This is a genomic window from Ensifer sp. LBL (assembly GCF_050435225.1).
Taxonomy (GTDB): domain Bacteria; phylum Pseudomonadota; class Alphaproteobacteria; order Rhizobiales; family Rhizobiaceae; genus Ensifer.
In genome coordinates this window covers 485751-504237 of sequence record NZ_JBNDJY010000005.1, presented here as the reverse complement: position 1 = coordinate 504237, position 18487 = coordinate 485751, and the positions used below count along the sequence as shown (strand labels likewise).

The 18487-nt window shown below is 59.6% G+C and carries 13 protein-coding genes and 1 pseudogene; 9 read left to right on the top strand and 5 right to left on the bottom strand.

Annotated elements, in window-relative coordinates:
* Positions 1–4196 precede the first annotated feature (4196 nt).
* The 3 genes from OKW20_RS22310 to OKW20_RS22300 all read right to left on the bottom strand — a co-directional run bounded on the left by OKW20_RS22310 (position 4197) and on the right by OKW20_RS22300 (position 6970).
* A complete protein-coding gene (locus tag OKW20_RS22310; RefSeq protein ID WP_043619433.1) occupies positions 4197–4499 on the bottom strand; it encodes an alkylphosphonate utilization protein in 303 nt (100 codons plus the stop codon).
* 343 nt (positions 4500–4842) lie between these two features.
* The gene (locus tag OKW20_RS22305) at positions 4843–6540 is read right to left on the bottom strand and encodes a sensor domain-containing diguanylate cyclase (protein WP_429175447.1); all 1698 of its coding nucleotides are present in this window, start codon (positions 6538–6540) and stop codon (positions 4843–4845) included.
* A gap of 253 nt (positions 6541–6793) precedes the next feature.
* The gene (locus OKW20_RS22300; protein WP_197067158.1) at positions 6794–6970 is read right to left on the bottom strand and encodes a hypothetical protein; all 177 of its coding nucleotides are present in this window, start codon (positions 6968–6970) and stop codon (positions 6794–6796) included.
* Between the two features lie 412 nt (positions 6971–7382).
* Between OKW20_RS22300 and OKW20_RS22295 the strand changes: the two are divergent.
* From OKW20_RS22295 to serA, 8 genes and pseudogenes are all read left to right on the top strand, one after another.
* A pseudogene (locus OKW20_RS22295) lies at positions 7383–7505 on the top strand (helix-turn-helix domain-containing protein); the annotation flags it as partial.
* Positions 7506–7770: 265 nt separating this feature from the next.
* Positions 7771–8790, top strand: coding sequence for an ABC transporter substrate-binding protein (locus tag OKW20_RS22290; RefSeq protein WP_082006082.1), 1020 nt, complete (start codon positions 7771–7773; stop codon positions 8788–8790).
* 20 nt (positions 8791–8810) lie between these two features.
* Positions 8811–10493, top strand: coding sequence for an ABC transporter permease (locus OKW20_RS22285; RefSeq protein ID WP_429175444.1), 1683 nt, complete (start codon positions 8811–8813; stop codon positions 10491–10493).
* A 4-nt stretch (positions 10494–10497) separates the two neighbouring features.
* The gene (locus tag OKW20_RS22280) at positions 10498–11595 is read left to right on the top strand and encodes an ABC transporter ATP-binding protein (RefSeq protein WP_429175441.1); all 1098 of its coding nucleotides are present in this window, start codon (positions 10498–10500) and stop codon (positions 11593–11595) included.
* On the top strand, positions 11592–12449 hold the full coding sequence (locus tag OKW20_RS22275; RefSeq protein ID WP_429175438.1) for an inositol monophosphatase family protein: 858 nt from the start codon (positions 11592–11594) through the stop codon (positions 12447–12449). The genes OKW20_RS22280 and OKW20_RS22275 overlap by 4 nt, the downstream gene beginning before the upstream one ends.
* A gap of 43 nt (positions 12450–12492) precedes the next feature.
* Positions 12493–13278: a MurR/RpiR family transcriptional regulator gene (locus OKW20_RS22270; protein ID WP_043619439.1), complete on the top strand. Its 786-nt coding sequence runs from the start codon at positions 12493–12495 to the stop codon at positions 13276–13278.
* Between the two features lie 25 nt (positions 13279–13303).
* A complete protein-coding gene (locus OKW20_RS22265) occupies positions 13304–13888 on the top strand; it encodes a tyrosine phosphatase family protein (RefSeq protein ID WP_429175435.1) in 585 nt (194 codons plus the stop codon).
* Between the two features lie 775 nt (positions 13889–14663).
* The gene (serA, locus tag OKW20_RS22260; RefSeq protein ID WP_429175433.1) at positions 14664–15902 is read left to right on the top strand and encodes a phosphoglycerate dehydrogenase; all 1239 of its coding nucleotides are present in this window, start codon (positions 14664–14666) and stop codon (positions 15900–15902) included.
* Here the strand turns inward: serA and OKW20_RS22255 are convergent.
* Positions 15896–16117 (bottom strand): hypothetical protein, encoded by a 222-nt coding sequence (locus OKW20_RS22255; RefSeq protein WP_429175836.1) that lies wholly within the window; start codon positions 16115–16117, stop codon positions 15896–15898. The two genes, serA and OKW20_RS22255, sit on opposite strands and share 7 nt — an antisense overlap.
* Before the next feature lie 937 nt (positions 16118–17054).
* Positions 17055–17297: a hypothetical protein gene (locus OKW20_RS22250; protein WP_429119185.1), complete on the bottom strand. Its 243-nt coding sequence runs from the start codon at positions 17295–17297 to the stop codon at positions 17055–17057.
* Between the two features lie 153 nt (positions 17298–17450).
* On the opposite strand from OKW20_RS22250, the gene OKW20_RS22245 reads away from it, so the two are divergent.
* The gene (locus OKW20_RS22245; RefSeq protein WP_429175431.1) at positions 17451–18365 is read left to right on the top strand and encodes a DMT family transporter; all 915 of its coding nucleotides are present in this window, start codon (positions 17451–17453) and stop codon (positions 18363–18365) included.
* Positions 18366–18487 lie beyond the last annotated feature (122 nt).

The following is an 18487-nucleotide window of genomic DNA, read 5'->3' as shown; positions in this document are numbered from 1 at the left end:
GCTACATTCCTGCGTATATCGCGCGAGCGCCCTCCCCTTCTCCGACCGTCATCTCTTCCGGCGATGACCTGGCTAATCATGAGACTGGACTGGCTGCGTTCAATAGCAAAGTGGGTCGCCTTCGGCAGAAGCTTCATGAACTCCGCTTCTCCCTTAGCGTTTCGCAAGCGGTCAACCAGGCGCAGAGGACTACCCCCTGCCCTTTTGTCTGCATCACTGTTCGACAAGTCAGACTGGAGGCTCCAATTTCTCGGCTCAGGGCTCCGCATCCCTCGCTCGGAAGTTGGCGACGACAACGACTTGTCGCCAGAGCGATCAGAAGTCGAACCCCGCAATCTGATCGCACTGATCTTTCAGCGCTGGTATTCGGCAACGTAACCATTGGGTTGGGCGGCGTTGGCGCGGGCTCGATCGTGTCGGCTTGCGTCTCTACGTTCCTGCGAAAGAGGTCGCGACGGCGTACAAGTTGATCTGATTGATCTGTTGTTTATCTCGCGCAGGCCAACACGGGCTTCTCGCCGAAGATCTCGAACCAAATTGCTTACGGAGGCCACGCCGCGAGACCTATCGCGAAATGCCGTCAAAGATCGCGCGGCGAAAGCGACGGCCAGCAAGCCAAGCGATCGTTGGCACGCATAAGATTGGTCGAGGTCATCGAAAGAGGTTGAATCCGGGACGTAAGGTTTGGGTTTCGCGTCGAGGGCATTTTCCAAACAAGGCGCTGGATAGACGAGGGAGTGGGCCTTGCGTGCGTTGGATGCAGCGAAGGGATAGCAACGGCGGGACATGAGGATCGTAGCACTCGAAGACCATCCACCCGCAGGTGTCGGGTCACGCGGGCTGGCCGCAACAACAGACGTCAGGATTGAACCGGGTGACGCGGCAGTGCACGAAGGCCTTGGCAACTTAGGTACCGAAAGTCGTAAGTGGCAGCTGCGGGATTGAATCTGGCTATTACCAATGCGCGCCGATTGCCGGACCAATTTCTTGGGAGTCTCTGACGGGACTTTGGTTTTGCCGGTGCTGTCGGGATCTTGCAAGCGTTAGGCGGCTCCCCGCCCCTGCATCCCGATGGATGCTGTCGCGATCTGTGCGCATGAGCAGCGACGGGGCGGGCTTTTGCCGTGATGTCGGGATTGCGGGGGCTTTGAGATCAAGACATCTCTTCGGACCTTTCGCGCGCTGGTTCCGGTGCTGCCAACCTCGGAGATGCGATAAGCAACCAAAGGTAGCATCTTTGAGTGAACTACCGTCAACCAACTGCGCTCGTAGACGAGGTGCGTATGTGGCTTCGGTGGCCTTAGTGCGGTGTACGAAGACCTTGTCAGCTGACAAGGCTTCTATGTTGCTTTTGTCGAACCGTGGTTGAGGGTATCCGGCGCAGTCGCGACAGATGATCCAATGCGAACAGACCTTGTCAGCTGACAAGGTCCGAACCCGTGCCGCTAAACATGAGCTTGTAAGCCAATCTCTAGCCACGCAAGCCGCGCCTTCCGATATCAGGGCCTTCAATTGGAAGCTAGAAACCATCTTGCGGCTTCAGGATATTCCAGAGACGGCTGGCGACGAGCGCGGGTGCGGGCCACTTTCCGAGGCTATCGGGTAAGGATAACAAAGGGCGAAAGCTAGGTCCGAAATTGATCGACCGGTGGCGACCTCTAATGCGGAGGCCTGTCAGGAAAGGCTGCCCCGGGGCCATCATTCCCAAATGCGACGTCTGCTTGGGCTAGACGAAGCAACGGCAGCCGCTCACGCCGTACCCTTCGTGGGTGTTTGAAGTTTGTCTGAAGGTGCTTGGGCGCCGGCGCTCGTCTCAAATTGATTTCGCGTCGATCGTGGCTCAACCCTGGCTCCGACTATCTCTTGCTGGATTACGGATGGCATCACTGTCGAAAGTCGCTTCAGAAAGCAAAGGAGATGTTGGATGCTTGGCGCGACTGCCTGCAAACTTCCAAACAAAATCGCCGCCGCGAGGGTTGCTTCTCTAGCGTTCGTCGCCGATCTGCTGGTATGGGTAGTACAGGTCTGTGACGAGTCCGGCGTAGCGACCGCGCACTCGAGATGCAATCCTTGTTGGGGACTTCTTGGGTTGTTAGCCGGGTTTGTAAGCGCCCGGAGGCCCGGTGTGATGAAATCGGCTTTTGCTGCACTTTGATATGTGGCCCCTAAATTGATCTCCCAAGCGGACGAAATTGCGAGCGCGGGAGTGGTGCAGCTCCGCCGGATTGCGGCGCCCTGGGTCAAGGGCGCGCGGGCTCCCTCTGTCTTCGCTGGTGCCGCTTCGAACTCACTTCTGTGACATTCGATAGGTCCTGGTCCAACGTTCGACGGGGATTGGAAGTGCGCTTGCAAACAAATTCGCGGATCCCCGGTAGCGCACGAAAAAAAGCCTGCCCCGAGGCATTCAGCGTCTATACGCGCCATAAGGGAGGGAGCCGATAAGGTTCTTAGATCCGCGGCGCTTTGATTAGATTCGGGCCTTCCGAGGTTCGTGTTAAAATCACTTTGTTTCGCGGGCGCGCCGTCAGGCGCATCGTGTTTCGGGATCTCAGAGTGCCGGTTGATGTTCGACTGTCGGCGTCAGGACCGCGTGCCAGCCGTCTTTTGAGCTGTTCGTCCGCAAGTGCGTCCTCCACTCCGTCGTTCCAGGTAACGATTTCATGGTTGGTTCGACGCCGTGAATGGAGGTACCGCCTTGGGAAAGATCCGACCAGCCGGCATCGAATCCCTGTAAGCGTCGACGCTCGGTCATTTCACCGACAAGAGCCAAGGGCTCGCTGGACGCGGGCCTTTCAGCGGCGCCAGTATTGAGGTGATATCGCCTCTCCATGTGAAAACCCGGGGCGATGCGGCCATCGCATGGACACGGGATAGATTTCGGCAATACAGGGGTTGTGCCCGGCTGGTTTGCGGCAGCTCATTGCGGTCACGTAGAGCGACTGCGGCGCGGGCGCGCCTATCGCCATCACTCGTGGATTGACACGATGGAGCAAGGGCACTTCCTTGATCTGAACCTCATCGGGCCGGCCGTTCTGCGCCGAAATCGGTCGGCGGATCGGGATGACGGGTTCGTCGTGGTCGCTTCTCTTGGTCGGGGCAGATCGAAAGACTGGGAAGAGGGGGCCTGTCGCTCGGCCTGGCGTGAACCGGTTCTCCTCAATTCCCGATCCGCAATGCTGCCACGTCCGATTGCCGGGGTCGCTGACAACTCGCCGTTTGGCGGTCGTGCCCCTGCTGCCGACCGTTCTCATGTACGGTGGCCGGCGGCTTGCCAGTTTTGCCGAAACTTGAGCCATGGCGGCCATCTTGCGTTTCGGGATGTCTCGGTCGCGTTCCGGCACGCAGCGCCGGTGGCGATGGGGATCTAAACTGCCTGCCGCCGAAAGTATTGGTTGGCCGGCTGAGCGCGTGAAGGTCGACTATCCGCGAGAGATAGGGGACGACGATATCGAGAAGCAGACCTTCTAACTCGGGATAGGGGAGGAGACCGCGAGGCCGCGGGCTCGCGCCATAATTGGACGTGGTGATTAGGCCATTTGCGTCGCGTCTTGGTCGTCCCCCAATGGCAGTTCGAGCCCAGCGGCGACGACGCCGCTGTCGAGATGTGATCGATTTCAGCTCAGGTGGCGGAAGTAGATAGACAAATAGCTTCTGCTAGGAGGTTTAGTATAGAGAAATTAGATAGTTAGATCCCGGCGAATTTGGCCGGCATCGCGGGGATTCGGGGTAGATCGAATGTTCGTGTCCGCGGAGGGCGTATGAAGCTGGGCAAAGGGCGTCGGCGTGGCCGGACAATTGTCTCCGACGTGGCTCTTCGCCAGATCAGCGCTGGATAGCAAATCTCTTTTGGTGAGCAGACAGAGGATCGTTGGCTCTGCCTGACCTTCATGGTGTTCGATCTGATCATTGGGCGGCGCTCTTCTTGCCAGATGCGAAGGAGGTTGCCGCTCTGAGATGAGTTGTCTCTTCCGTCGAGCGTGGAAGCGGTGAAATTCCCTCGGCCCTTGAGGCGGAGGCTTCGAAGACGTCGGCGCTGAGCTGCCGCGTGATTATGGCGCCCTTGGCACTGAGCCGAATGGTAGTCCGGCTTTCCTTTGGTCTTCGACGTGAACCGTCGGCGGCGCCCGACGACAGTTCATTGTCGCGCGGTTGGATGGAGACAGGGCTGCCTGTTTCACAGGCGACCCTCCGATCGCCTAGCGCTTGCGAACAAACTCGGTGCGCAAAACGAGACCTTTGATCGTCTCATGGCGGCAATCGATTTCTTCAGGGTTATCAGTCAGCCGGATAGACCTGATGACCGTTCCCTGCTTCAGCGTTTGCCCGGCACCCTTGACCTTGAGATCCTTGATCAGAACGACCGAGTCACCATCTGCAAGGACGGTGCCTGACGCATCGCGTACCTCGGCGGCTCTTGCTTTTTCGGCAGCGAGTTCGGAGGCTGGCCGCCACTCACCCGTTACATCGTCGTACACGTAGTCGTCGTTCTGGTCGCTCATGGTCTGCCTTGCATGTTTTTTCGGATTTGCGGCGGTCGCGTTGGCGGCCGCTGCCATTGGGGTGCACCCCTACCTTTTCTGCGGTTTTGACGCAAATGTAACGGCTCCCCCATCGGGGCTGGACGGAGGCGGCTCGGTTGCCGCATCCCTATAGGGGGCATCAGGTAAGGTACCGTCTCGGCTCGTCGCTCGGTTTTGCTGCGGCTTAGACCAGCAGTCGTCCGCTCCACGGCCAGTGGATTGGCAAAATACTGTCGTTTCAGTGCCCCGTTCGCGCCAAAAGCAAGTTCACGCTTCAGATCCTGGAAAACTCCGCCCGAGTTCGTGCAGCACAGTGAGTGCTCTAGTCGGCGAAGGCCTGTTCTCTCGCAAAGATTTCCTGATCCGTCGCTGCCTTGAGGGCACTCCGCGTTCGATTTCGGCCCGCACTCTTTGCTTCGTAGAGCAGTTTGTCGGCCCGTTCATAGAGTTTCTCGAAATCTTCATCGCCGAGGGCATCCGCCACTCCCATGCTGGCGGTTACGGGCCGCTTGAGACCGGGAACGACATTGGCGACAATTGCCGGAATCGCCTGCCGCCGGCGTTCGGCCAAGGTGGCGGCGCCATTGCCGCGCGTGAGTAGCACAAACTCTTCACCACCAAGACGGTATGCCCTCACGTCCGGCCCAGGCTGGAAGGCACTGGCGACAGCCTTGAGTACGGCATCACCAACGACATGGCCGCTTACGTCGTTGATTGACTTGAAATGATCAAGGTCAATGACCGCCAATGTTGCAAAGCCTTCAGCTCGAAGCTGCCCAAATTGTCCCTCAATAGCCCGCCGATTGAGCAAGCCCGTCAACGGGTCTGTTTCGGAAAGCCGCTCAAGCAGATCAGCTTCGATGCGTGCGCGATCTCGCTCTCGCTTCATGGTCACGAAGCGATCAGCTACGCCGAGCGTGGTGAAGAGGGCTTCGAATAGACAGCCAGTATAAAATGCGAGCGTGGCATCGATGCTCTCGAACCAGGGGACGACGCCCGTCACAAGACGGGTCAACCCGACCGCGACCATTGGCGTGTATCCGACTGCCTGAAATTTTGCCGCGCGGCTCCCGCGGCGCAATGCGTCGATCATCGACAGTATGAAAATGATGAGGATCGGTGCAAACGAAGCCGTGTACGCCGTCGATTGTATTGGCCGAGCAACGAACGGGAATGCCGCGTGAAACGCACTCAGGAACAATGCCGATGCCGCGCAATAGGGTAGCAGACGCCGTAGTGCAGGATGCATCAGTCCAGGTTCGATGAAGCTGTACGTGAACATCGCTCCTGATGCGACGGTCATCCCGAAGAGCAAGGTGGTCATCCAGCTCAACGTCATGGCGGGAGGGTCGAAGAAGACGACTGACAAACTTGATGAGGTCACAATGGTCATCAGCAACGAGAGCGTCAGAGCCGAGTGCCAGAGAATAAAAGGTTCGCGCAGGATCCGATAGAACGCCCCATTGAAGATCAGAAGCATGGCGAGCATGCCCGCAAGGCCTGCAACGATCATAAGGGGTTGCATATCCTCGATGCTGTTGCCTGCGACATCCTCTGGTGCCAGGTATGCTCGCTCCAGTGTCATCCGGTGGCTAGGCAAGTCGATGGCGACGACGATTTGCCGCGTCGCATCGGTCACGCCAGGCAGGGGAGCCTTGAAATACCCACCGGCGGCCATTGAGCTGGGCAACGCTGCTGCGGAAGCGGAGGCTTGCCGCACCGTCCCGTTCTGGTCGATTGCAAGCAGATGCACCGCCTTAAGTGCGCTCCGCCTTGAGAGAAAATATCGAGGAAGGCTATCGCCCGGCCTGAGATCGAAGCGAAGCAGCACTCGCTCGGAATCAATCGAGAATTTCCGGTCATCACAGAGCCACCGCTCCGCGGCCAAAGCTATGTTGATGACGTTCTCCGAGATGCGGCCGGATGCCCAGCAGGAATTGCGAATGTTGCTGGAATCAGCAGCGTGGGTCGATCCAACGCCCAGGTGCGTCAGCATCAACAGAAGCAGAAATACTGCCAATACAAGACTTCGAAACCCACCCCCAAGCATGAGGCTTTGGTATAATCAGACGCTTTCGATACCATTAAGCTTCGCAAAAAAAGCGCCTGTTATCGGCTCGGCGAGGCTCGTTGAAATGCCCCGATCCAGCAATAGCGCCTGAACGCGAACAGCGACCCTTCCATTCTGGCGCGCGGCCGCGCTTCGTAATGGGCTGCAGCCGGACACGACAGATGTTTGAAATGGCCCTTGAGGTTTTGCGCCGATCGCGGCGCTAAGGTCGGTCGCCGCTTTCGATGGCGGCCGGTGCCTCTACTGGGTTCTCGGATGCCACGTGCTCCTCGGCAACGCTCAAATCCAGTTTCCCCCAGATCGATAGTTTTTCGCCGTTGGGTTTCAGCTTTCGGGAATGCTTGATCTCAACGATAAACGGTTTTGTCTGCTGACGCATTTTTCCTCCAGGCGACGAATCGCAATGCAACTCTTTCGCAACGCATTGGTCTCGCTAGCGAACCTTGCCCGAAGGTCGTGCGAGAAACGTGCGAGTATTCGTTGTGGCTGTGGCAGTGTGCTGCAGCGCGCTGCTTCTATTCGAGTAGGGGCATGATTGCGCGCGTTGCCACTGTCAGATCCCTTTCCCCTCCGCCGCGGCTCCATGGGCGGGCTCGTGAGGCAGGTCTGATGGTAGAACGGCTGCGCCTCGCTCTTGTTCCCGCAACGGACTTTAGAAAGTTTCATCGCCTGGCTGAGACCGCCCGCTTTGACACATCAGAGTGGGGATCCCTGATCCACGCCGATGGGAACGCTTCGAAACAACTGGCGACGGAACGATTGTGCTGTGAGCGAGAGACCCATCGTCCGGCGTCGGCCTTAGCCGTTGCCAGATAGCAGAAATCGAAGCTGGTGACGCGAACGCGACGTTGGAGACACTCGAAAAAGTGGGCCGGCTCTTCGGCTTCGCAATGGGCTTCGTTCCGAAGTGTCAGCGCCGGAGCCTTGATCTGCTGTTTTCAGAAAACACCGTTTGCGTCTTCCCTCCGCTTCCCAACTTTCATTGGCCACACCCTCGGGCAATGCCACTTCACCACGCGTATCATCCCCTCAATATTCAAGAATGTAGCTTTCTTACATTTTCTTTGACAGATGTAGATTTCCTCGCTATACCAACACTCATGCACGGCGAGTGAGACCTGAGAGCCCGGGAAGGCTTTCACAAAAGGGGGCCGTCGCTTTCATTTGGAGGAAATCAACATGTCACGCCGTTTCGCGCTGGCTTCAGCGCTCGCAGTCCTGTGCTCACACGTCTTTTCCGCCGGCAGCGCCAGTGCCGCGGCCATGACCGTCTATTGCCCGATGTCGGAAGACGACTGCGGTGCTGTGCTGAAAGCCTTCAAGGACGACACCGGGATCGAAGCGCAGTTCGTGCGCATCGGCGCCGGCGAGATCCTCGCGCGTATCCGGGCGGAGAAGAACAATCCGCAGGCGGGCCTTTGGCTTGCAGGAGCGGCCGACAACTTCATCCAGGCAGCCAGCGAAGGGTTGCTCGCCGCCCACAAGGCGACCGGTATCGAGAAGGTCGACCAGCGCTACACCGACAAGGAAGGCCGCTGGACACCGATCTCGCTGTCGCCGATCGTCTTTGCCTACAGCCAACAGGTTCTCGACGAAACCGGCGCCAAGCCGCCGACAAGCTGGAAGTCGTTTGCAGACGCAACCTTCCATGAGAGTGTGGCGCTTGCTCACCCGGCATCTTCAGGCACTGCCTATGTCGCTCTTGCTTCGATGGTTCAGCTATTCGGCGAGGAGCCGGCTTTCTCCTTGATGAAGGACATCGACAAGAACGTGGTGCAATACACCCGCTCGGGTGTGGCGCCATCGCGCATGGTCGCCAACAACGAGATTGCGCTTGCCATGGCCTACACCCAGGACATCGAGGCGGCGATCGCTCAAGGGTATCCGGTCGGCTACTCTTTCCCGGAAGAGGGTACGGGCTTCGAGGTGAATGCTGCGGCCGCGATCGCCAACGCGTCGGACGAGCAGGCGAAGAGCGCCGCGGCGTTTCTGGACTGGGTTCTGACGGACAAGGGTCAGGCGGCTATAGGTGCAACGTTCCGTGGCCCGATCGTGCCCGGCTACAAGAACCCGGAGGCGAAGATCGATCTCTCCAACGTGAAGATGATCGACTACGACTTTACCTGGGCCGGTGAGAACCGCGCGCGGCTCCTGCAGCGCTACGAAAGCGACGTGCGCCACAAGGCCGACGCCAAGTAAGGCCGGCAAGGAGCCCCGACATGACCCTCGTCTCGCAAGCGACCCCGTCCGGCCGGACGGGGGCATCGCCGGCCTTCCTGCGAAGGATCACCATCGACCCATGGCTGTTCGGCCTCTTCGCCCTCGTCACGCTTTCGGTGCTGGTCTTCGCCGTCCTGCCCATCTTTACCGTCATGAAGCAGGCGGTCGTCACCGACCATGGCTTCGATTTCGCTGCGCTCGCCGATACGCTTTCCCAATCCTTCGTCTGGGAATCGCTGGTTAACACGCTGCTGCTCGGCGCCACCTCGGCGGTCATCGCCACCGCAGCCGGTTTCCTTCTCGCCTTTTCGGCGACGCGAACGACCATGCCCGGCAAGACCTTCATTCATGGCGTGGCGCTGCTTCCGATTATCTCGCCGCCGTTCGTGATGGCGTTGGCGGTCGTCATTCTTTTCGGCCGCTCGGGCCTCATCACCCGCGAACTGCTCGGCATCCGCAATGCCAATGTCTATGGCTTCCATAGCCTGGTGCTGATCCAGTCGCTTGCCTTCACGCCGATCGCCTATCTCAACATTCGCGGCATGCTGCAGTCGATCGACAGCGCATTGGAGGACGCCTCCGCATCTCTGGGGGCCTCACGCTGGACGACCTTTTCGCGGGTGACGCTTCCGCTCGTCACGCCGGCGATCCTCAGTTCAACCCTGCTCGTCTTCGTCAAGTCGGTTGAAGACTTCGGCAATCCGATGCTGATCGGCGGCAACTTCAACACGCTTGCCGTCGAGGCCTATTCGCAAATGGTGGGCTATTTCAATCTGCAGGCGGGTGCGCTGCTTGCGAGCCTCATGCTGGTCCCGTCCATGACGGCCTTCCTCATCCATCGCTACTGGGTGAGCAAGCGCAGCTATGTGACTGTCACCGGCAAGCCGACGGCCCAAACGATCCGGATCTCCGGCGCCGTCGTGATCCCGTTGACGATCCTGTGCTACGTGGTCGCCTTCACCATTCTCGCCTTCTATGTGACGGTGATCTACGTCTCGTTCACGAAACTGCCCGGCGTCGACAATACGCTGACGCTCGCCCACTACAAGACCGTCTTCACGGCGGGCTTCGAGACGCTCAGCAACTCGCTGCTGCTTGCGGGTGTTGCGACGCCGGTGACCGCGATTGCCGGCATGCTGATCGCCTATCTGCTCGTCCGCAAGGCTTTCCCGTGCAGCTTCCTGCTGCGTTGGGGGACGCTGTTGTCGTTCGCAGCACCGGGTACCATTCTCGGCATCGGCTATGTCAGCACCTTCAACGCGCCGCCTCTGCTCCTGACCGGAACCGCCCTCATCGTCGTTGCGGCGATGGTGGTGAAGAACCTGCAGGTCGGGATCGAGGCCGGCTCCAACCAGCTCCGCCAGATCGACAAGTCGATCGAGGAGGCGTCCACCGTCCTCGGTGCGTCCAACACACGGACCTTCTTCGAGATCACGCTACCGCTCCTGAAACCGGCGCTGTTCACGTCTCTGTCCTACGCCTTCACCCGCTCGCTGACGACGCTGTCCGCAGTGATCTTCCTCGTCTCCGCCAACTGGACGCTGATCACGGTCACCATTCTGTCGCAGGTTGAGACGCTGAAGCTCGGTGTCGCCGCCGCCTATTGCAGCATCCTTGTCTTCGTCGTGCTCGCCATTCTTGCGGTCATGCAGTTCCTCCTCACGTCGACCTCGAAGAGGTAAGCCCATGTCGAAAGTCATCTTCTCCAACATCAGCAAGCGCTTCCCGGGTGTCACCGGAGCGACCGCCGTCGACCGGCTGAACCTCACGATCGAGGAAGGCACGCTCGTCACGCTGCTCGGCCCGTCCGGCTGCGGCAAGACGACGACGCTCAGAATGCTTGCCGGCTTCGAGACTCCCAGCGACGGCACGATCACCATCGGCGGACGTGACGTCACCAACGTTCCCGTCAATGCGCGTAATGTCGGCATGGTGTTCCAGAGCTACGCGCTCTTCCCGCACATGAGCGTGCGCGAAAACGTTGAATACGGCGTGCGTCTGCTCAACCTGCCGCGCGCGGAGATGAAGGACCGCGTCGATTCCATGCTCGATACCATGGCGCTTGCCCAATACGCCGATCGCTCGCCCTCGCGGCTTTCCGGCGGCCAGCAGCAGCGTGTGGCGCTTGCCCGCGCCGTCGTCACGCAGCCGAAGGTGTTGCTGTTCGACGAACCGCTCTCCAACCTCGATGCACAGTTGCGCGAGCGCATGCGCGATGAACTGCGCGCCATTCAGTTGCGCCTCGGCATTGCGAGCCTTTATGTCACCCATGATCAGAGCGAGGCGATGGCCATCTCCGACCGCGTGGTGGTGATGCGCAACGGCGTTATCGAGCAGGGCGACACGCCGCTCAACGTCTACTCCCGCCCCGGAACCGGCTTTGTCGCCGAGTTCATGGGCAAGGCAAATCTTCTGCGCGGCAAGGTCGAGACTGCAGACGCTGCGGTCGTTCGCGTGCGGATCACATCCACCATGGCCTTTGATCTTTCGAACGAAGGTCGCGTCTTCAGACCGGGCCAGGAGGTGCGCTGCGTGGTGCGGCCGGAGCACATCCGGGTCGAACCCGAGGGCACGATGGAGGCAAAGGTGCGCCGCGTCGTCTTCCAGGGCGCCTATGTCGAATATCTGACCGACCTCGAAGGCCAGGAATGCATCTTCCTCGATACCGAATACTATCGGACGGGCGTTGCCGAAGTCGGCCAGACGCTGCGCCTTTCCGTCGATAGCAGGCCTGTCTGGATCCTGCCGGAAAATGAAGCCGACGCCATGGGAAAAGCCGCATGACCCTTAACCAAGCCATCCGCCATGATCTGCACCGGGTAATCGTGGACGTCGCTCACGAAGCCGCGCTTGCTGCCGGCGCCGTTGCCCGCAAGGGCTTCCTCGAGGCTAGTCCGGAGACGCTGCAAACCCAGCAGAAGGCCGGGTTCTTCGACATCGTTACCGCCGCAGACAAGGCGGCGGAAGCTGCGGCCTGCGAGATCATCCGGTCGCGGCTACCGGCATCACGGATCCTCGGAGAAGAAGGTGGCCTGCAAGGCGAAGGCGATACGACGTGGATCATCGACCCGATCGACGGCACCAGCAATTTCGCCTCCGGCCTGCCCTTCTTCTGCGTCTCGATCGCGGCGTACCATGTCGGCGAACCGATCTGCGGCATCGTCTATGATCCGATCCGCGAGGAGCTCTTCCTGGCGACCGGCGGGCAGCTGTCATTGAACGGGAGTGAGGTGAAGCCTTTCCTGCGTGGGCGCATCGACCGCGAAGTCGAACTTTTGAGCAATGCTCCCTATGAGGGAGAGCGCCCGTCGCGCGCGGCACAGGAGGCACATGCCGATCTTGTCAATTCCTTCCGTGCCGTGCGCCGTCTCGGCTCATGCGCGCTGCATCTCGCCTATGTCGCTTGCGGCCGCGCGGCGGTCGCCTACGAATCGAAATTCAGCGCCTGGGATATCGCGGCCGGCATCCAGCTCGTCGAGGCGGCCGGAGGTCTCGTCGTGGTCCAAGATGGTGGGGGTCGGTCGCTTCACCCGCGCGAAGAGACACTCGGATCGGTGAAGAGGCTCGTTGTGGCGCAGGCCGGTTTTGACTATCAATCGTCCTGCCTGTCGAAGCTCATGGCTGATGGGACATTGTGATCCTCATGTTCAACAATCCCTCTATGCCGGAACGAAGGGTTCCATGCTCGATCTGATCAGGCAGTCTCTCTCGCAGTTCACCCCCGCCGAGCGCAGGATCGCCGAGGCGATCCTCGACACTCCGAGCACGGCGATCACCTGGTCGATCACCGACGCGGCGCGCATCGCCAATGTCAGCGAGCCCTCGATCATCCGATTTTGCCGGCGACTCGATTGCGATGGCTTTCCGGATTTCCGCCTGAAGCTCGCCCAACAGCTCGCCGTGCGCCAGGCGCCGCCAAGCCCGGTGGAGGGCGGCGGCGACCCGTTTACGAGCCTCGTCGATGACGTTTTCAACCGCGCCGCAGAATCCTTGCGCGAGGCCCGTCATGATCTTGACCTCGAGACACTTCGTCGTGCCGTCGAACTGCTCGCCAGGGCCCGCCGCATCGACGTCTACGGTTATGGCGGCTCCGGCTTCCTCGCTGGCGAAACGCAACACCGCCTTGCCTCGCTGGGCGTCGCAAGCGTTGCCTATTCCGATCCGACGTTGCAGATGGTTTCGGCACCCCGCTTGACGGGAGAAGATGTGCTCTTCGTCCTCTCCTTCTCCGGCCGCACGAGCTACCTTATTTCGAACATGGAGATTGCGAAGAAGGCTGGCGCACGTATAGTCTCCATCTCTCCCGGCGGCTCCGTCGTCGCCTCCCTTGCCGATGAAAACATCAATCTCAACGCTTACCGCGCCTCAACCCATCCCCTCATCGTGCCGACCGGCCGCGCTCCGATGTATGTGATGCTGGACGTGCTCTTTGCCCTGCTTGCGCGTAGATGCGAGGAAGGCGCTTAATAAACCGGACCGAGGAAAAATTGACATGGAAGCGACTTTTTCTCCAGTGCTGACCGTTTGCGGGATCGACGAACTGCCGGGCCAAAGCAGTCGGAACGTGACCCACGTCCTGTCGATTGTCGATCCTGAACTCCCGGAACTGGAGGCCTTCGGCACTTATGGCGAGCATCATCGCACGACCTTGCGCTTCCACGACATCATTGCTGCAGCACCGGACCGGGTGATGCCGCGCCCGGACCATGTCGAGGCGATCCTGCGCTTTGGTGCCGACTTCCTCGCACGCGAGAACAAGCAGGCGTCGAGCCATGTTCTGGTGCATTGCCATATGGGCGTGTCGCGCTCGACCGCCGCGATGCTGACTTTGATGGCGCAGGCAAACCCGGATGCGTCAGGCGAGAGCCTCTTTGCCCGTCTTGCGGCCATCCGTCCGCAGGCCTGGCCGAACTCTCAGATGATCGGCTTTGCCGATGAACAACTCGGCCGCGGAAGCGAACTCACCACCGCGCTTCGCCGCCACTACGGTCGCCAGATCAAGAGCCGACCGGAGTTTGCCGAATGGATGACCTCGCTCGGCCGCCAGGCGGAGTTGAAGATGGCCATGCTTGGCTGACGTGGACGGCGGGCTAGTCGGCCTTTCGCAGGATCTTGCGCGCCCATTCGATGATCGGAGTATCCGGCGAAGCCGTCGCGGCTTGCTTCCTGTGACGCCAGTTTGAGGGCTTTGCGATCCTGATACGCGGCAATGGTCGTCAGGGTGCCAAAAGACAACTTTCTTTCCGCTTGGGCCGCCAGATGGACCGACACGTCTGGAAACGCATCAGCGCCCATGCTGGTGGGCTTCACACCGACACAGCGACGGACCGAGCGCAATCAAGCGGGACAAGGATGTTAGACAGGCAGCGATTCTATTCGAGGTTCTCCATCAAACGCGACGAGCGGGCGACCTTACGCTTGTCTACAACGAGGCACTGTTCGGGGCGCTCAGTGGTAGAACAGCATCCGCACGGGAGCGGGAATGCTCACAGAAGATGAGCGGGGCCGACTCACGGACTGTCTCAGAGCAGGAGCAAGGGAGATCGGCCAAGACCTGACAATGCCGTTCTAGGACAGCAGAAAAGGGGACCGCATGATAGCAGTACGGCTCACGCAGGGGAGGGGAGCTGGTATCCGCCGGATCGACCATTCGTGGGTCAGGTTTTCCAGTCGGTTGGGAGGGCCGGAAAGCCTAGGCCATCCTTCTTGCCAACCTTTGGCTCAAAAGCATGGAAAACGCGGTATCTTGAGATTTGTTCGCGGTATCAGTGTGTTGATATTAGCCTGTCCGGCCGCTTAAATCTTCATGGCCCCCAAGCCACATCGATCTTCCGGAAATCGGAGCAACATTTATGAGCCGCCAACTTTCTCTCCCACGCGACCGAATTTCCGTGCTTCTACTGGAAGGTATCAGCCAGACCGCCGTGGACTACTTTTCGTCGTCCGGCTACACCAACCTCATTCATTTGCCGAAGGCGCTGGACGACAAGGATCTTAAGCGCCACATCGCCGACGCTCATATCATCGGCATTCGTTCCCGCACGCAGTTGACGGACGAGATTTTCGAATCCGCCAGGAAATTGATCGCCGTTGGCTGTTTTTCCGTCGGTACGAACCAAGTCGATCTGGATGCGGCGCGGCGGCGCGGCATTCCGGTGTTCAATGCACCCTATTCAAATACGCGATCCGTGGCCGAGCTTGTGATCGGCGAGATTATCATGCTGACACGGCAGATTTTTCCGCGCTCGGCTTCCGCGCATCAAGGTGGGTGGGAGAAAACCGCTGTCGGCAGCCGGGAGGTCCGCGGCAAAACGCTGGGCATTGTCGGCTATGGAAATATCGGATCGCAGCTCAGCGCGCTTGCCGAAAGCATGGGCATGGTCGTGCGCTACTTCGATCTTTCCGATCGGCTGCGCCGGGGCAATTCGGAATCTATGGCCTCCCTCGGCGAACTTCTTGAGATCTCTGACTATGTGACAATGCATGTTCCCGAGACATCGTCGACGCATAATATGATCACCGAAGCCGAATTGCGCCGCATGAAGAAGGGCGCCATCTTCATCAACAATTCCCGTGGCACCGTTGTCGATCTCGACGCGCTTGCGAAAGTCCTGAAGGACGGGCATCTGGCGGGTGCCGCGGTCGACGTGTTCCCCAAGGAGCCGGCATCGAACAACGAGCGTTTTGAGACGCCGTTGCAAGGCTTGAGCAATGTCATCCTGACGCCGCATATCGGCGGCTCAACTGAGGAAGCCCAAGAGCGCATCGGCGGGGAGGTTTCAAGGAAGCTGGTCGAGTATTCCGACATCGGCTCAACGATGGGCGCGGTTAACTTTCCGCAGGTACAGCTGCCCGAGCGCCCGAACGGCACGCGTTTTATTCACGTGCATGAAAACCGCCCTGGAATGCTTATTCAGCTCAACGAGATCTTCTCGTCGCGCGGGCTGAACATCGTCGCTGAGTTCCTTCAGACGCTTGGCGACACGGGCTATGTCGTGGTCGAGGCCGATGGAATTTCCACAAATGCCGACGAGATTCTTCAGGCTCTGCGCGGAATTCCCGGAACGATACGAACGCGACTGGTCTACTGAGCACCGTTCGGGCCGTCAGACCCAAATTCCTCCTCGACGATCAGTCGAGCCGCTCGTCCGTTCTTGCGTTCGGCGTTGTTGTAGTAGCTCGCCGCCTGGGTGACGGACTTGTGCAGCGACTGCTGCATCGCTTCAGACAGCGGTATGCCGCGATTGGCCGCCTCGGTCAGCCCGTCCTGTGTAACGAACTGGTTGTCCGCTTCGGACCACCGCATCCTGCCCGTAGCCAAAGTGCACAGTGCTTGAAGCGAGCCGCTGTTCACAAGGCGGCGGATGGCTTGTTGCTAGGATGTTCACGTTCTGGGCCAAAATGATCGCATAATGTATCGTCAGGAACGGGTCATCGACTGGCACTGCATGGATTGTGCGGTATCGCGGGGGCAGTGCTGTGTTTGCTGGAGATGTTCGACGCAGGCGCAAAGGCGGACCAGGCCCTTGAACGCAAGAGACAAAACCATGTAGAAGGCCGCTTCTGATACTGAAGGAGATTTAATATCAAGAAGTTGGTTCAAGTCGTTATCGTCATTTCCGTTGCGGTCATGGTGATGTTTGGTGGGCGCTGGTACATGTATGTTGCGTTTGGCGAAAGCCCTTACGACGAGGTAGGGATCGCGCTGAATGGGTACATGCCGCTCCCTTTGCGGAACTGGGGTTGCCAAAAGATGCAATCGAGGTTCGAAGGCAATCTTCCGCCTTACGGGTGCAGTGGTCCTGACGGACGCAGCTGGCTCTGATTCCGAGCTCACTCGGCGGCTCGCACTGCCGCCCGTCGTCGTCGTCCCTCCCCATCGCCACAAGTGAAGGTGGCAGCATTGGCTGGCTCGGTCTTGTTGTTCCGTAGCTGGTGATCCGGTCCGTCTGTCCGTTCATCGACCGATTCACGGTCTTACCGGCAACGTCAACGAAAGTCGTGCCGACACTTCCCTGGTTTCGGGGAGTGCGACATCGGATTCCGGATCGACTCGATCCAGCCGTTCTTAGTGGCGCGTCCACTCGGCTCCTCGCTGGTTTCAGAAAGCCTCGGCATAGGCTTTGCCCGGGAATGGACAACCGTTGGCTCGACCGGACGGTGAGGGTGATCCTCAATCACCGTGCCGACGGTGTGCGTCCCAGTATGTAAACTGCAAGGGGCCGTATTCAGGACAAGGGATGCTAATCGATAAAGCCGGGGTACTGCACTTCCTCGCGATTTACGCCTTCGGAATCCAACCGGACCGGAGTGAGCTGTGCCACGTCGGACATGTACCGATGCGCGACAAGCCAGTCGTGCAATATAGCTTCGATCGCGCTGGCTCGACCTGGAGGTGCTGGTGAAAGTTCCGGGTCAGTCATGTAGGCGGCGAGACCATTTTCAATTTCATCTGTCAGGCGAGGGAAATCCGTCGAATCCGACATTGTTGGCTCCTCTCCAAGGCGCTCGATGCCTTGCGGTCACTGCTCGCCGTGGGGCAGAGCGAACTGGTCGGCACGGTACGACTGGCCTCTGTGGTCAGTGCTTCGACGGCCATGGTTGGATCTGACCAATTGGCGACATCGGTGTGAGCGATCATGAACGCTGCGCTGTCCCTATTCCGGTTTTCACTGTTGGTCGGTCCATGCCGGCCCCTCGGCCCGCGTGCCCGGGCCGCAGCTTTCGCTATCGGCGCCGTGCTTTTTTGGGCGACGTGGCCAACCCTGGCTATGTTGGCCCATCCGGCTCCGCCGTTTCTTGTTTTTGGGCTTGCCGCCTCCGTGGGTTTCGCAATGTCATTGTCGCTCGCCTTGATGAGAGGGCGGGCGGCCTCCTTCTTGGCAACGCCCCCTCGAACAATTCTCCTGGTCAGTGTTGCTCTTCTCACCAACAACGTCCTTTATCTTTTCGCTATGCGGAGGATCGGTCCGGCGGAGGCGAACGTCATTGCCTATCTCTGGCCGGTTCTTCTGGTTCTCATCCTGGCGCGATGGCAGCATGAACGGCTCGGACCGCTGCGCCTGAGCGGCATTGCGCTCGGTTTTGTCGGGGCGGGGTTGGCGATCGGTCCCACGTTTGCGCTGGGCTTCGATCCCTACGGTGTCATTCTGGCGTTCCTGAGCGGCCTGACCTTTGCGATCTATGCCGCGATCCGATCGCGCGGCCGTGAACCCGGCGATGTCATCGGACCATCCATGGGGTTGTTGGCCGTACTTGCGATAGGCCTGCACTTTGTCTTCGAGGTGCGCACCAGCCTTTCCTTGTCTCAACTGTCGGCGATCGCCGTGATTGGCGTCGTTCCGCTGACACTTTCGAATGTGCTTTGGGATCGCGCGAGCAGGATGGGCCACACCGTGCTCATTTCAAGCATCGCATATGCAACGCCACTGGCCGCGCTGGCGCTGCTTGCAATTTTTGGCGTCGTCGCCGTCTCCTTTGCAGCGGTGGCCGGAGCTCTGCTTGTTGTCATCGGCGCCTTGGCAGCCTCGGGCCTTGGCGGGCGCCGTCCGTGAATTCTTCACCACTGGCAGGCAGCGGCTTCGAGGACGGCGCCCATACTCCGGCAAGGCTAGGATGGTGGTCAGTCGTCGCGGTTAATATCTGTTGCGATTTCGAGGGAGGGGTTTTCTCTGGT